Origin of the sequence: Luteococcus sp. H91 (genome assembly GCF_038433135.1) — a bacterium.
Classification (GTDB): domain Bacteria; phylum Actinomycetota; class Actinomycetes; order Propionibacteriales; family Propionibacteriaceae; genus Luteococcus.
Genome location: NZ_JBCDMV010000002.1, coordinates 1 through 14,140, shown reverse-complemented (window position 1 = coordinate 14,140; position 14,140 = coordinate 1). Strand labels below are relative to the sequence as shown.

At 67.6% G+C, this 14,140-nt stretch carries 11 protein-coding genes; 6 read left to right on the top strand and 5 right to left on the bottom strand.

Going from position 1 to position 14,140, the window contains the following annotated elements; all coding sequences use genetic code 11:
• Nucleotides 1-136 precede the first annotated feature (136 nt).
• Nucleotides 137-1,456: a DUF4921 family protein gene (locus tag AAEX57_RS00775; protein WP_342090323.1), complete on the bottom strand. Its 1,320-nt coding sequence runs from the start codon at nucleotides 1,454-1,456 to the stop codon at nucleotides 137-139.
• A 744-nt stretch (nucleotides 1,457-2,200) separates the two neighbouring features.
• Here AAEX57_RS00775 and AAEX57_RS00770 point away from each other — a divergent pair.
• Nucleotides 2,201-2,770, top strand: coding sequence for a WhiB family transcriptional regulator (locus AAEX57_RS00770; RefSeq protein ID WP_342090322.1), 570 nt, complete (start codon nucleotides 2,201-2,203; stop codon nucleotides 2,768-2,770).
• A 141-nt stretch (nucleotides 2,771-2,911) separates the two neighbouring features.
• Nucleotides 2,912-3,676 carry an HAD family hydrolase gene (locus AAEX57_RS00765; RefSeq protein ID WP_342090372.1) on the top strand — a complete coding sequence of 255 codons (765 nt, stop codon included), beginning with the start codon at nucleotides 2,912-2,914 and terminating at the stop codon, nucleotides 3,674-3,676.
• A 42-nt stretch (nucleotides 3,677-3,718) separates the two neighbouring features.
• On the opposite strand, the gene AAEX57_RS00760 is transcribed toward AAEX57_RS00765, so the two are convergent.
• The gene (locus AAEX57_RS00760) at nucleotides 3,719-5,287 is read right to left on the bottom strand and encodes a hypothetical protein (protein ID WP_342090321.1); all 1,569 of its coding nucleotides are present in this window, start codon (nucleotides 5,285-5,287) and stop codon (nucleotides 3,719-3,721) included.
• Nucleotides 5,288-5,567: 280 nt separating this feature from the next.
• On the bottom strand, nucleotides 5,568-6,842 hold the full coding sequence (serS, locus tag AAEX57_RS00755; protein WP_342090320.1) for a serine--tRNA ligase: 1,275 nt from the start codon (nucleotides 6,840-6,842) through the stop codon (nucleotides 5,568-5,570).
• A gap of 199 nt (nucleotides 6,843-7,041) precedes the next feature.
• Here serS and AAEX57_RS00750 point away from each other — a divergent pair, with 199 nt between their 5' ends.
• Together AAEX57_RS00750 and AAEX57_RS00745 are read left to right on the top strand one after the other, a co-directional pair.
• Nucleotides 7,042-8,625: a diacylglycerol kinase family protein gene (locus AAEX57_RS00750; protein WP_342090319.1), complete on the top strand. Its 1,584-nt coding sequence runs from the start codon at nucleotides 7,042-7,044 to the stop codon at nucleotides 8,623-8,625.
• Nucleotides 8,626-8,734: 109 nt separating this feature from the next.
• Entirely contained in the window at nucleotides 8,735-9,403 is a 669-nt protein-coding gene (locus AAEX57_RS00745; RefSeq protein ID WP_342090318.1) for a hypothetical protein, read from the top strand.
• A 169-nt stretch (nucleotides 9,404-9,572) separates the two neighbouring features.
• On the opposite strand, the gene AAEX57_RS00740 is transcribed toward AAEX57_RS00745, so the two are convergent.
• Both AAEX57_RS00740 and AAEX57_RS00735 read right to left on the bottom strand, forming a co-directional pair.
• A complete protein-coding gene (locus AAEX57_RS00740; RefSeq protein ID WP_342090317.1) occupies nucleotides 9,573-10,100 on the bottom strand; it encodes a DUF1697 domain-containing protein in 528 nt (175 codons plus the stop codon).
• Between the two features lie 35 nt (nucleotides 10,101-10,135).
• Nucleotides 10,136-10,426, bottom strand: coding sequence for a DUF1905 domain-containing protein (locus AAEX57_RS00735; RefSeq protein WP_342090316.1), 291 nt, complete (start codon nucleotides 10,424-10,426; stop codon nucleotides 10,136-10,138).
• 345 nt (nucleotides 10,427-10,771) lie between these two features.
• Between AAEX57_RS00735 and AAEX57_RS00730 the strand changes: the two genes are divergently transcribed.
• Both AAEX57_RS00730 and AAEX57_RS00725 read left to right on the top strand, forming a co-directional pair.
• Nucleotides 10,772-12,640, top strand: coding sequence for a beta-glucoside-specific PTS transporter subunit IIABC (locus AAEX57_RS00730; protein ID WP_342090315.1), 1,869 nt, complete (start codon nucleotides 10,772-10,774; stop codon nucleotides 12,638-12,640).
• 41 nt (nucleotides 12,641-12,681) lie between these two features.
• Nucleotides 12,682-14,091 carry a glycoside hydrolase family 1 protein gene (locus AAEX57_RS00725; RefSeq protein ID WP_342090314.1) on the top strand — a complete coding sequence of 470 codons (1,410 nt, stop codon included), beginning with the start codon at nucleotides 12,682-12,684 and terminating at the stop codon, nucleotides 14,089-14,091.
• Nucleotides 14,092-14,140: the final 49 nt, after the last annotated feature.

The window sequence follows — 14,140 nt, the reverse complement described above, 5'->3', positions numbered from 1 at the left end:
GCGCTGCCGCCACAAGGCGCCCACCTCATGACACTCGTCACCTCCGGCACCGTCCTTCCGGATCGCCAGGGACCTTGATGACTACACCCCGTCCGCCACGGGCCTGTGGAGGGTCAGCTGGCCAGCTGACAACAGCTCAGCAGGGAATGCTCCCGGGGACGACGTCGCACTCGTCGCCCAGCTTCATCGGGGCAATCCGGCCCTCGTCGCGCAGCCGGTAGAGCTCCTTGAGCACCCGACGGTGCACATCCCACGGAGACAGAGTGTTCAGGTAGATCTTGGTGGCGCCCTCGAAGCCGGCCAGGGTGGAGATCCGCCACTTCACGACGATCCGCCAAGGGATGTGCTCCTCCCCGATCGCGCCGATCCCGTCCGCCAGCGACGGCGGCCGGTGATGCCACTCCTCATTGCAGGAGAGCTTCTCCCCGCCGGCGGCGTGCATCGCGTGCAGCAGGTCGCTCATCGCGTCCATCTCCTGCTGGTCCAGCAGCCAGGGCTCCCTACGCTCGGAGAGCGAGTAGATCTCCACCGACGGGTAACGGTGCCCGAAGCCGGCGAAGGCCACCGCATGGTCATTGGCCGCCAGCAGCAACCCGTTCTCGATCGCGATGTCCAGCCCGTACTCGTTGAAGGCGTTGGGCTTGCGCACCAGCACCTCCGCGGCGGCCCCGGCGTGCTCCCCCACCTCGTCGATGGCGACGACCTGCCGGTGCAGATGCTCGAAGCTGGCGCCGGCCGGCTTGAGCCAGTTCTGGAAGACCGAGACATAACGCGCCGCGGCATTGGCCGCATACAGGTCCGCCATCGCCTGCACCGTGAGCCCCACATAGGCCCGGTGCTCGTCGACGCCAAGCCAGCCCGAGGACGCCAACTCGCTGGTGTCCTGCGCGTCGTCGACGTGGTGCCGCCGCGGGATCACCAGCTCGTGCGTGGTGCCGAACCAGCCCAGCGCCGCCTGGCGCAGCAGCTCCTCGGTGGGCTCGACGCCAACCTTGGCGAAGCGCTCCCGGAGCCGCCAGACCCGCTCGATGTGCTCATGGCCGGCGGAATCGGCCAGGTAGGCGTCGGCCCGCTCCAGCACCTCCCGGCTGGGCTCGATGCCGTGGTTGAGCCGCCAATAGTCCAGCGAGCAGATCTCGAAGAGATTCGGCACCCGACGAAAGTCCGCCTCGGTGTCATCCAGTTCCATGGCCGTCAACCCGGTGATGGTGCTCCATCCCTTCCCGTCGCGCACGAGCCGGGAGCGCTCGGGCGGGTTGTCGAGCGCATGCCCCGGGCAGAAGGCGCAGCCGGGCACTCCCCCGCCGGGCGGCAGCGGCGCCGGATCGTCCAGCGTCTTGGGCAACGGACGCTTGCCACGCCCCGGCACGGTCCACACCTGGGTTCCGGTGAAGGGGTTGCGCTGCTTGACGGTTCCGTCGGGCAGCCGTTGCAGCACCTCGTCGCTCGCGCTCATTGCCCCAGACTATGCCGGGGCGCAGGCGTCGACGGCGGGCCGCGGACCGGTGTTCCGTCCCGGCCGCCCGCCCGTGAACCACCACCCATCGTCGCCGCACCGGGGGCTACGATCTCGTCATCTGAACCAGAGTTGGGAGGTGAGCAGAGCCATGTCGGTTGCACCACACCCTCTTGGCCGTGGCCACGCGACCGAGCCGGCGCCACCAACTGGCAGGAGGCCGTCTCGCGCGGGATGAGGGTGATGGCCCTGCTGGCGAGTGCGCTGGCCACCACATAGACCGGCACGTCGTCAGGACAGCAGCGGCTTTTCTGATCGAATACTTAACACTCACAGTTTCGCTTGTCCTCTGTTCAGGTGACACCGCCACGGGGGACAATCGGTGCACTGTCACGCAAATACGTGACACGGTGGAAAAGTGCCTTCTGTGGCCAAGAATCAGACGGCGTCGTCGCCAGGCCCGCCGGTCACCCCCCGCAAAATCCCTGCCCTCACAGGGATTGCGAGTGGCCATTTCCGCCTTCAACAGTTCAAAGGTGAACTATGAGTACCAGTACTCATGTTTCGGTGAGTATCCGGGCACCCGGGGAACAGGTAGCCCCCCTCACCATTGGGGCGACTGGAGCGCGATTCGGCCTGACAACCTAGAGCCGTCGGGGTCACCGTGGGAACCGCAAGGGACACGAACTCCGTCGTAGGGACACCGTCACCCCGATTCCCGCACCGAAAGTTGTCACAACCAAAATGACCATCCAGACCAGAACCGTCACTCCGGCCAGGGCCTGTGTTGAACTCGCTGAGGTCTTCCAGCATCCGCTGCTGGAGGATCACATCCCCCCGGCCAATGCCCAGGAGCGCCACCTGCAGTCCATGCTGACCCGCAAGGCCGAACAGGCCTGTGGCAGCTGCCCGCTGCTGGAGCGTTGCCTCTACACCGCCGTCGTGGAGCACGACGTCGCCGGCTATGTGGCCGGGACCACCCCCGCCCAGCGCAACGCGATCCGCTCCCGCTTGGGCGTTCGTGTGAAGCCGGAGGATCTCGACTCCTTCGCCGGTGTCGTGACCCCCAACCGGCAGATCGACCCGACCGAGGTGGTCCGGCTGCGCGCCGCCAACCCGCACGACTCGCTGGAGACCATTGCGGCCCGCCTGGGCTGCAGCCTCTCCACGGTGAAGCGGCACCTGCGCAAGGCCCGGAACAGTCCTACGCCCAGCCGCAGCCTGCACCGCGTGAAGCCCAGCATGGAGGTGGTCCTGCAGGCTGCCCGTGAGGTGCTGCGCCGCGGCGGGACCAGCCGTCGCCTGGCGGCCTGATTCCGCTCGGGACATCTGAACCGTCCGGTCAGTACCCGTTGACAAGCGCGGGGGCCCGGCATTGACATGCTGTGGCCACCCGCGCTTCACCATTTGGTCACAGCTTGGTGGCAGACTCGATCCATGAATTGGCGCCCCGAGATGGTGGCCCTGGACATCGACGGAACACTCGTCGATCACGAAGGTCATCTCCCAGATTCAGTCCGTGACGCGGTTGACCGGATCAAGACCGCAGGTGTGCCGGTGGTACTGGCCACCGGACGGGCTTGGGGTGACACCCAGCCGATCTTCGAGGCGCTCGATCTGCCACCCGGCCCCGCGGTGAGCTCCAATGGCGCCGTGGTGGTGGACTTCCCGCCCTACCGGCTGCGCAAGCAGGTCACCTTCGACCCGGGCCCCGCAATCCAGAAGGTGCTGGCCAAGCACCCGCACATGCGGGTTGCCGTCGAGGATCCGCGCGGCGGCTACCGGCTCAACGAACTCTTCCCCGATGGTGACCTCACCGGGGAGATGCGGTTGCAGACCGTCGAGGAGCTGTGCGCCGAACCCGTCACCCGCGTCATCATCCGTGACCCGAACTCCTCCAGCGAGGAGTTCAAGAAGATCGCCCGAGCGCTGGGCATGCGCGGCGTCAGCTACTTCATCGGCTGGTCGGCGTGGCTGGACATTGCCCCCGTCGGCGTGAACAAGGCGACCGGGCTGAAGGAGGTCTGCGCCGAGCTGGGCGTCAAGAAGAAGAATGTGCTGGCCCTGGGCGACGGCCGCAATGACACCCAGATGCTCAAGTGGGCCGGCCGCGGCGTGGCGATCGGGGATGCCCCCGACGAGGTCAAGGCCTGCGCCGACCACGTCACGGGGAATTTCGACGACGGCGGCACGGCCCAGGAACTCGCCCGCTGGTTCTGAGCCGGGGCGCTGGTCGCTCGGGTGCAAACCGCAGGAGGGTGGCTACGGCAGCCGGAGCCGCCAGAGCCCGTCGAGGCCAACCGAGATGATCGCGTCGTCGGCCGGGTTGCCGACCCCGGCGATGGTGTACCCGGGCAGGTCTTTGAATCTGGCCGAGACCGCACCCGTGACCGGATCCACCACGTCCAGCACCTGCTGGTCACTGAGCAGCGCCTGCTTGCCGTGGGACAGCACCTCCAGCGTGACGTAGTCCTGCACGGCCCAGACCGCCTTGGTCCCGGACTGGTCCAAGCCGATCACCCCGCTGGCGTCGTCGATGAAGATGCTTCCGCCCGCCTGCACGGCGATGGGCTCCAGGGCGTCGGCGACGGTGCTGTGGGCGGAGGTGTCGGCGATCACGCCCTGGGTCTTGCCCATCGCCCGGTTCACCCCCACCACCTGGCCGTGCTGGTTCACGAAGACCGGAACGGAGCGGTCACCGTGGCGCCGGTCCACGCGGGGGTGGGCCAGCCGGACCCCCGGCGCGGTACGGAACAGTGGCTTGAGATCCCGGGAGTAGGCGGCGGCGCGGCCCTGCTCGTTGCACCAGATCCGGACGCCGTCGTCCACCAGCCGGGAGCATGCCAGCACGCCGCGGACCTTGCCGTTGGTCAGGTCAAGGAAGGCCATGTGGCGAGTGCCCCACAGCGCCAGCATCTGGTCCACCTGCCGCAGCCGCACCTTCTCCAACGCGAGTCCCTTGGGCACCGTCAGGTCGTGCCGGGTGACGAAGCGATTGCCGCTGAAGAAGCCGGCGTGCAGCGGATGGACAGACAGGTCCGTGCGCCAGGCCGGTGCCAACGACGCTGTGAAGGCGTGCACCACCAGCTTCGGGGCGGGCTGGGCCTGCTCCACCAGGATGAACCGGTCGGACTGCACCGCGGCCATGGTGAACCAGCCGTCGACAGTGGTGCTGGCGGTGACCTTCCCGCTCGCGGGGTCAACCAGCTGCAGTCTCCACCGGGTGGGCAGCCCGGTGGTCTCGTCGACCGTTTCGCCCGATGCGCAGGCGAGCTTGCCATCCAACAGGTGGCTGCCACACAGGCCGTACGGCATCGCCAGCTGCCAGCGCCGCCTGCCGGTGACGGCATCCAGCCCGTGCAGCCTGATCCTGGCGTCAGGCGCGGTGCTCTCCCGCCCCAGGATTCCTTCTCCGGTCATCAACACCCAGGTCTTCCCGGCGGCAATCACCGGCTGGTCCAGGTCGGGTGTGGCGTCCGGGGCCATCACCACCTCCGGGCTGACCAGATCCGGCCGCAGGCTCTTGACCTGCGCTCCCCACGCATAGGGCGCCGGCTTCGCATTCGGGATGGGCGGCGGGGTGGCCGTGCTGGGCAGTGGCGACGGCGGGTAGGGCCGCGGGGTTTCGGTCTCGTCCAGCTCACTGGGGGCAGAGCTGGGGACCCGCAGGTCCGGAACACTGTCCGGCTTCGGGTCCGGGCGCAGTGCGGGCCGAACCAGCAGGAAGACCAGCAGCATCAGCACGGCGAACCACGCGCCACGGCGCAGCGCCCGGGAGCGCACATCCAGCCGCGACCCAGCATTCCGAGATGCGGCCTCTGGAGTGGGCATCGGCGCGGGAATCCGGGCACAAGCCTCCGGAAGCTGCCTGGGCGCCCCGGGTGACGATGCTGGATTCCGAGAATCGCCCTCCGGATTTGGTCTGTCCTCCAAGGGCTGCGCTGCGGCGGTCTCCGGGGACTGATTCTGGAGGTCACTTTTCGGAATCGCGGGCACGTCAGCGGCGTTGGGCTGGGACGTGGACGAGCCCGGCTCCCCCAGCGGCGCCCATCCGTCGGGACGGGTGAAGCCGGTGGGTTCGCCGGGCTCGGGTGAGCTCATGGCTGGGCCGTCAGGCCTTGGGGGTCAACTTCTCCAGGCCGCCCATGTAGGGGCGCAGCGCCTCGGGGATGTGCACCGAACCGTCGGCCTGTTGGTGGTTCTCCAGCAGCATGATGATCATTCGGGTCATGGCGCACAGGGTGCCGTTCAGGGTGGCCAACGGGCTGACCTCGCCGTCCTTGCGCTGCCGGATGTTCAGGCGTCGGGCCTGGAATTCGGTGCAGTTGGAGGTGGAGGTGATCTCCCGGTAGCGGTTCTGGGTGGGCAGCCAGGCGTAACAGTCGTACTTGCGGGCGGCGCTCAGGCCCAGGTCACCACTGGCGACATCGAGCACCTGGAAGGGCAGCTCCAGCGCGGTGATGAACTCCTTCTCGAAGTTCAAGAGCTTCTGGTGCTCCGCCTCGGCCTGCTCTGGATCGCAGTAGACGAACATCTCCCACTTGTCGAACCAGTGGACCCGGAAGATGCCGCGGGTGTCCTTGCCGTAGCTGCCGGCCTCGCGGCGATAGGCCGGGCTGAAGCCGGCATAGTGCAGCGGCAACTGCTTGGCCTCCAGGATCTCGTCGGAGTGGTAGGCGGCCAGCGGCACCTCGGCCGTGCCGACCAGGTAGAGGTCGTCCACCTCCAGGTGGTAGACGTCGGCGGCGGCCTGGCCCAGGAATCCGGTGCCCTCCATCGCCGACGGCTTGACCAGCGCCGGCGGGATCATCGGGGTGAAGCCCCACTCGAGCGCCTTGGCCATGGCGAACTGGGACAGGGCGAATTCCAGCTGGGCGCCGACGCCGGTGAGGAAGTAGAAGCGGCTGCCGGAGACCTTGGCGCCCCGTTCCATGTCGATGGCGCCGAGCAGCTCACCCAGCTCCAGGTGGTCCTTGGGCTCGAAGCCCTCGGCGGCGAAGTCGCGCGGCTGTCCGATGGTCTCGACGACGTAGAGGTCGTCCTCACCACCGGTGGGGACGCCATCGATCACCAGGTTGCCGAGCTGCTTCATCAGCTCGTCGAACTTCTGCCCAGCCTCGTCGGCGGTGGCCTGGGCGGCCTTCACATCTGCCGCGAGCTGCTTGGTGCGGGCCAGCAGCTGGGCCTTCTGTTCGCCTTGCGCCTTGGCCACCTGCTTGCCGAGCTCCTTCTGCTCGGCGCGCATGGTCTCGAAGGCCTGGATATTGCTGCGGCGGGCCTCGTCGGCGGCCAGCAGCTGGTCGACGACCTCCCCGGAGCCGCCACGCGCAATCTCACTACGTCGGATGCGTTCGGGGTCGGTGCGCAGCAGCTTGGGATCAATCATGGACGACAGCCTACCGAGTGCGGGCCGCAGCGCGCCCACCAATATCGCCCGGGCCGGATGCTCGGCAACGGATTCCGAAAACCGACCTCCAGAATCGCGCCGGGGCACGGGTGTACGCGGAACCCGTGCTCCGGTGGACGAATCTGGAGGTCGATTCTCGGAAATCGGCATCGGCCGGGCCCTCTGGCAGAATCGGGCCATGCCCAGCCTGCACCGCCTCGTGATCCGGGTGCGGGCGCATTTCGCCCTCTATGTGCTGGCCGCGGCCCTGGCGCTGTTCATCTTCTGGACCTGGTTGACGCTGTGCACTGATGCGCTGGCCCCGCTGGACGCCCTTTCCCTGAGCTGGCGGCTGGCCCCGGGAAGCGAGGCCGCCCAGGTGTGGACGGCGATCTCGATCGCCACCCTGCCCGGGGTCTTCGCCACCATCCTGGTGCTGATCGCCGGCTGGGCCTGGCGCCGGCGACTCCGAAATCTGGCACTGGGCCTGGTGCTGGCCGTGCTGCTGTCCTGGGGCGGGAATTTCCTGCTCAAGCGGATCTTCACCCGGCCGCGCCCCAGCTCGCCGATGGATGACGTGATGACCCATGCCGGCTGGGCCTACCCCAGCGGCCACATGACCATGGCCACCACGGCGGCGCTGATGGTGATCGCGACGACCACCACCACTCGGCAGCCGTCGGATGTGCGCTACCTGTGGCGGATCGTTGGGGTGCTGGGTGTCGTGCTGATCGCCTATGACCGCTTCGTGATGAATGCCCACTGGCCCAGCGACATCATCGGCGGCTTCCTGATGGGGCTGATCTGCGCCAGCCTGGCGTGCGTGCTGGCCCGGGTGCACATGGTTCCGGTGCCGCGCCGCCGCCCCCGGACCACCGCAGCGTCCCGCAGCTGTGCGGTGATCTGGAATCCGTCGAAGGTGATGGATCGGGCCAGCTTCCGTCGCACCGTCGAGTACGAGCTGGAGCAGGGAGGCTGGGACGACGCGCTGTGGCTGCAGACCAAACCGGCCGACCCGGGTTATTCGATGACCCGCACCGCCATCGCCCGCGACGTGGACCTGGTGGTGGTGGCCGGCGGCGACGGCACCGTGCGGGTGGTCTGCTCGGAGCTGGCGGGTAGCGGGATCCCCTTGGGGATCATCCCGGCCGGCACCGGCAACCTGCTGGCCCGCAACCTGGGAATTCCCTTGGACGAGGTGGCCGCCGCCCGCGTCGCCTTCGGCGGGAAGCCGGAGCCGATCGACCTGGTCAAGGTGACCATCGACGGGGACGAGGCCGGCGCGGAGCACTTCGCGGTAATGGCGGGGATCGGGATCGACGCTCGGATCATGGAGAAGACCCGGCCGGAGCTGAAGAAGACGGTCGGTTCGGCCGCCTATTTCCTGGCCGCGGCGCAGGAGGTGAACGCCCGCCCGATGGACCTCAGCTTCCAGGTGGATGGACAGCCGCCGGAGCGTCGCCGGGCGATGATGGCCGTTGTCGGCAATGTGGGCATCCTGCAGGGCGGGCTGCAGCTGATGCCCCGTGCCTCGGCCACCGACGGGCTGCTGGACGTCGCAATCGCGTCACCGCGCAACCACGCCGACTGGGCGGCGATGGCCGCCAAGGTGATGGCCCTGGGCAGCGAACGGGTCAACCGGGTGGACCAGCTCCAGGCCCGACGGGTGCGGATCAGCGTCGCCGAGGAGATGCCCTATGAACTCGACGGCGACACCGCCGGCCACGCCCGGGTCTTCGAGGCCGAGGTGGCGCCGGGCGCGCTGCTGGTGATGCGCCCCTGACCGCGTGCCACCTCCATGGGCAGTGGCTGAAGGAATTGTCCGAAGTCCTGTCCGGCGGGGTGGTCTCTGCGCAAGAATGGGCCAATACTCTCCGCTCCAAGGAGGCATCGTGACACCGACGTCCCGACCCGAGAATCCCAGCAGTGACCTTGCCCAACGCATCGGCAATGCGATCCGTCCGGCCGTGCAGAAGGCCTGGACCAGTGACCGGGTGCAGATGCTGCGGCGGGTGATCCAGAACGCCCATCTGCCCAATGCGTCGGGGCAGAAGCTACTGACCGCCCACCATGAGGTCTTCGTGGACGCCAAGCGGGCCGAGCGTTCGGCCACCACGACGCTGGTGATCGAGGCCACCGCCGACGACCTGCGCGGCTGGTCCATCTCCGTCGATCTGGCGCAACAGCAGGCGACTGCCGAAGCCCGGCTCGGCTGCAAGCTGGGGCGGGTGATCCCCGTCGACGAGGGCGCCCAGGTCTACGAATTCCTCTTCGACCCGCCGCTGAAGAAGGGCGACAACCGTCGCACCCAGCATCGGTTGACCTTCCACGGCGACAGCGAATGCACGTCGATGGGCTACGCCCTGAGCCGCCCCGCCCAGCTCTTGACCCTGACCGTGCACTTCGAAGGCCCGCTGCCCCGAAAGATCATGCACACCGTCAAACCGGCGCAGAGCGACGCCGAGCCCACGGTGGAGCGGGAGCTGACGCCGGGGTCGATCGTGGAGCTGGTGATCTCCAACCCCTCCCCCGGCATGCACGCGCTCGACTGGGAGTGGTGACCACTTCAGGGGCGTCCGGGCAGCCGGTCCCGGCGGCCCGAACGATCGATCCGTCGATGCACGCAATCAGGCCCGGGAAACCGGCCTCGGCCTCGGTGGGCTTGGTGCGCAGCCGGCAGGAGCGCAGGAATTCGCCGATCTGTGCGCGGGAATCGCTGGGGCATGGGCCTCACCCCAACTTCTCGGCGATGGCTCGCACCGTCGCCAGGTTGCGCAGCGTGATGAAGCCGGGGCTGACCAGGCGGGCGAGCTTGCTGGCTGCCTTGGAGTCGTGGAAGCGGCCGCCGTAGTCAGCAAACAGGATGTCGCCCTGCACCGCGAAACGTTCCCAGTCCCGGGCGATCAGGTTCAGCTCCCCGGTGAGGTTCTCCGGCAGTGGTTGCGACGCGAACCCGATGTGGACGCTCTTCGGGTCGCCGTCGGCGAAGGGATGCTCGGCCAGCACCCGGGTGATGGTTGCCTGCTCCGCCACCACGACGGGGATCTCGAAGCCGAACCGCTCGCCCAGCGCGCTGCTGAGCAACGTCCGGTCTTCCGCGGGGGTGTCGGTGGAGGCGTAGATCAGGTTGCCGGACTGCAGATGGGTCGCGACGTCCGTCAGGCCAAGGCAGGAGGCCAAGTCCCGCAACTCCGCCATGGCCACCCGGTTGGCCTTGCCGACATTGATCCCGCGCAGCAGGGCGACGCGCTTGCTCATCCGGCTCTCCTTTCGTCGTCGTGACGTGCACCAGGTCAATCCCGGCCCAGCCGGAGCCAGACGGTGATCCGGTCGTCAAGCTCGATCCCCTCCGCCCGACGCACCGCATCCTTGAGCGGCACCACGTAGCCGCCCTCGCGGGGCCACAGCGAGGTGGTGAAGCCGGTGTCACCGATCCGGCCGGTGACCGGCACCATGCCCCAGCCGTAGGTCACCTGTGCCACCACCAGCTTGATGTCGTCGGCGACGTCGTCGGGCACCCGGACGAAGTGGAATGGCGCGGGGCCGCGCCACTCGAAGACCTCGGCGTCGAACTCGAACTCCATGGCCCCTCCTTGACGTGTCAGCATTGCCCTTCACCACTCTGCACCCCACGATGCAACTCTGCACCCGCTGCACCGGGTGCCCAGTGGTCCTCCGGGGTGCACCGCCGCGCTGGTCAGGGGGAATCCCGCCCACCGCCCACGAAGGTTGCACTGGCAAGGGGCGGAACAGAAAAACCCACACCACCCTTCCACTCGGTCAGAAGCAGGTGTAATGTTCTGCTCGTCCTCAGGGACACCAGGATTGTTACCCGGCCACTGGCTGGGGCAAGACCCGGAACACGTCAGCGTGTTCTGGGTCTTTTTTGTTTTCCGAACACGATGGAAGGAAGTCCGGCAATGGCGTCGGTGGACTACAGGAAGACGGCGGAGGAGATCCTCGCCAAGGTGGGTGGCGAGGCCAATGTGGCGAGCGCAACCCACTGCGCCACCCGGCTGCGGCTCAAGCTGAAGGACGAGTCGCTGGCCGATGACAAGGCCGTGGAGAAGATCCCCGGCGTGATCACCGTGATGAAGGCCGGCGGCCAGTACCAGGTGGTCGTGGGCAACAACGTCCCCAAGGTCTACGCCGCGCTCGGCGAGATCAGCAAGCTGACCGGCGAGAACGCCGCCCAGGACGATGGCCCCAAGGGCAACCTGCTCAACCAGTTCATCGCGTTGATCAGCTCGATCTTCCTGCCCGTGCTGTGGACGCTCTCCGGCGCCGGCCTGTTCAAGGCCGGTCTGGCCGCGGCCACCACCTTCAAGTGGATCAGCACCGGCAGTACCACCTACATGATCCTGAATGCCGCGGCCGACGCGATGTTCAACTTCCTGCCGATCTTCCTGGCCGTGACCGCAGCCAAGCGCTTCAAGGCCAACCAGTTCACCGCCATGGCGATCGGTGCGGCGCTGGTCTACCCGTCGATCATCGCGCTGAACACCCCCGGCGCCCAGGTGGAGTTCTTCGGCATCCCGGTGACCATGATGAGCTATGTCAGCTCGGTCATCCCGATCATCGTCGGCGTCTGGCTGCAGAGCTACCTGGAGCGCGGACTGAACAAGGTGCTGCCCGACTGGCTGCGCAACTTCATGACCCCGCTGCTGGCCATGCTGATCATGGTCCCGCTGATCCTGATCACCGTCGGCCCGGTCACCACCATGGCCGCCCAGGGCGTCTCGTCGGGCGTCAACTACCTCTTCCACACCGCCCCCTGGCTGGCCGGTGCCGTGATGGGTGGCCTGTGGCAGGTCTTCGTGCTCTTCGGCCTGCACTGGGGTCTGGTGCCGATCATGCTGAATGACCTCTCGACGCAGGGCTACACGCTGCTCGGTGGCCCGATCCCGCCGGCCGTGCTCGCCCAGGCCGCCGCCGCGCTGGCCATCGTGCTGCGCACCCGCAGCAAGAAGCGTCGCGACATTGCCACCGCCGGATCACTCTCCGGCTTCGTCGCCGGCGTCACCGAGCCCGTGATCTACGGCGTCAACCTGCCGCTCAAGCTCCCCTTCTACTTCGGCATCGCCGGCGGTGCCGTGGGCGGCATGATCGCCGCGATCGGTGGCAGCGCCAACAACCAGTTCGTCTTCCCCAGCCTGCTGGGCCTGCCCGCCTACATGAAGGTCGGCAACTTCACGATGCAGCTGATCGGCTGCGCCGCGGCCGTCGGCATCGCCTTCGTCCTGACCTTCCTGTTCGCCGATCGCGAGTCGGCCGACGTCGACGACCTGATCCCGGACGTCGTCGAGGATGCCGACGACGCCCCTCCCTCCGCACTGGCTGGCAGCACCGTCACCCTGGGCTCCCCCGTCGCCGGTCAGCTGGTTGCGCTGGCCGATGTGCCGGACAAGGTCTTCGCGTCGGGCGCCATGGGCTCCGGCTTCGGCGTCATGCCCGACGACGGCACCATCGTCGCCCCGTGTGACGGCGAGGTCATCGTCGCGATGAAGACCGGCCATGCCTTCGGCATCAAGTCGGAGCAGGGCGCAGAGGTGCTGGTGCACGTCGGCATCGACACCGTGCAGATGAAGGGCGACGGCTTCCAGATGAAGGTGGCCAAGGGCGACAAGGTCACCAAGGGCCAGGTGCTGTGCACCGTCGACCTGGCCAAGGTGGCTGCGGCTGGCTACGACCCCACCACCATCGTCGTCGTCACAAATACCGCGAAGCTCGCCGAGGTCACCCCGGCCGCCGCCGGACCGGTCGCCGCCGGCACCGACGCGTGCGTCGTCGTCGCCTGACAACCCACACCCGACAACCCACGATCAAGGAGAATCAGACCATGACCAGCATCACATTCCCTGACGGCTTCCTCTGGGGCGGCGCGGTTGCCGCCAACCAGTACGAGGGCGCCTACCTGACCGACGGCAAGCTGCCCAGCATCCAGGACGTGATGCCCAAGGGCATCGCCGCCCCGCCCACCGACGAGCCCACCCCGGACAACCTGAAGCTGGAGGGCATCGACTTCTACCACCGCTACGCCGAGGACATCGCCCTGTTCGCGGAGATGGGTTTCAAGGTCTTCCGCTTCTCGATCGGCTGGAGCCGGATCTTCCCCAAGGGCGACGAGACCGAACCGAATGAGGCCGGCCTGGCCTTCTACGACCGGGTGATCGACGAGTGCGAGAAGCACGGCATCGAGCCGCTGATCACGCTCAGCCACTACGAGACCCCGCTGCACCTGGCCAAGACCTACGACGGCTGGGTGGATCGCCGGCTGATCGGCTTCTACGAGACCTACGCCCGCACCTGCTTCGAGCGCTACGGCAGCCGAGTGAAGTACTGGCTGACCTTCAACGAGATCAACTCGGTGCTGCACGCGCCGCTGATGTCCGGCGGCATCTGGACCCCCAAGGAGCAGCTCTCCACCCAGGACCTGTACCAGGCGATCCACCACGAGCTGGTGGCCTCGGCGGCCGCCACCCGGATTGCCCATGAGGTGAACCCGGAGCTGCAGGTGGGCTGCATGATCATCTCCATGCCGGTCTACCCGCTCACCCCGGACCCGGCCGATGTGCTGGCCGGCAAGATGATCGACCGCGACAACTATGCCTTCGGCGACGTGCACTGCCGCGGCGAATACCCCGGCTACTTCCTGCGCAAGCTGGCCGAGCTGGGCGTCGAGCTGGAGATCACCGACGAGGATCGCGAGACCCTCAAGCACACCGTCGACTTCGTCAGCTTCAGCTACTACGTGAGCATCTGCGCCTCGGCCGACCCGTCGGTGGAGAAGGGCCCCGGCAACATCTTCGCCGGCGTCCCGAACCCGACGCTGCCCGCCTCCGAATGGGGCTGGCAGATCGACCCGGTCGGCCTGCGCCTGGTGCTCAACGACTACTGGGATCGCTGGCAGAAGCCGCTGTTCATCGTGGAGAACGGTCTGGGTGCCAAGGACGTGCTGGTGGAGAAGGACGGCGTCAAGACCGTCGAGGACGACTACCGGATCCAGTACCTCAACGACCACCTGGTGCAGGTGCGTGAGGCCGTCGCCGACGGGGTGAACCTGCTGGGTTACACCTGGTGGGGCCCGATCGACGTGGTCAGCGCATCGACCGCCCAGCTCTCCAAGCGCTACGGCTTCATCTACGTCGACCGCAATGACGACGGCACCGGCACGCTGGAGCGCTACCGCAAGAAGTCCTTCGACTTCTATCGTGAAGTGATCGCAACCAACGGCGCCAGCCTGAGCTGAGCGACCCCGTGGTGTCTTCCCCCACGACAGGGGTGGAGGCCCCCCACCC

Coding starts and splice junctions, on each gene's coding strand:
- AAEX57_RS00775 (WP_342090323.1), bottom strand. CDS start 1,456: ATGAGCGCGAGCGACGAGGTGCTGCAACGGCTGCCCGACGGAACCGTC.
- AAEX57_RS00770 (WP_342090322.1), top strand. CDS start 2,201: ATGACCATCCAGACCAGAACCGTCACTCCGGCCAGGGCCTGTGTTGAA.
- AAEX57_RS00765 (WP_342090372.1), top strand. CDS start 2,912: ATGGTGGCCCTGGACATCGACGGAACACTCGTCGATCACGAAGGTCAT.
- AAEX57_RS00760 (WP_342090321.1), bottom strand. CDS start 5,287: ATGCCCACTCCAGAGGCCGCATCTCGGAATGCTGGGTCGCGGCTGGAT.
- serS (WP_342090320.1), bottom strand. CDS start 6,842: ATGATTGATCCCAAGCTGCTGCGCACCGACCCCGAACGCATCCGACGT.
- AAEX57_RS00750 (WP_342090319.1), top strand. CDS start 7,042: ATGCCCAGCCTGCACCGCCTCGTGATCCGGGTGCGGGCGCATTTCGCC.
- AAEX57_RS00740 (WP_342090317.1), bottom strand. CDS start 10,100: ATGAGCAAGCGCGTCGCCCTGCTGCGCGGGATCAATGTCGGCAAGGCC.
- AAEX57_RS00735 (WP_342090316.1), bottom strand. CDS start 10,426: ATGGAGTTCGAGTTCGACGCCGAGGTCTTCGAGTGGCGCGGCCCCGCG.
- AAEX57_RS00725 (WP_342090314.1), top strand. CDS start 12,682: ATGACCAGCATCACATTCCCTGACGGCTTCCTCTGGGGCGGCGCGGTT.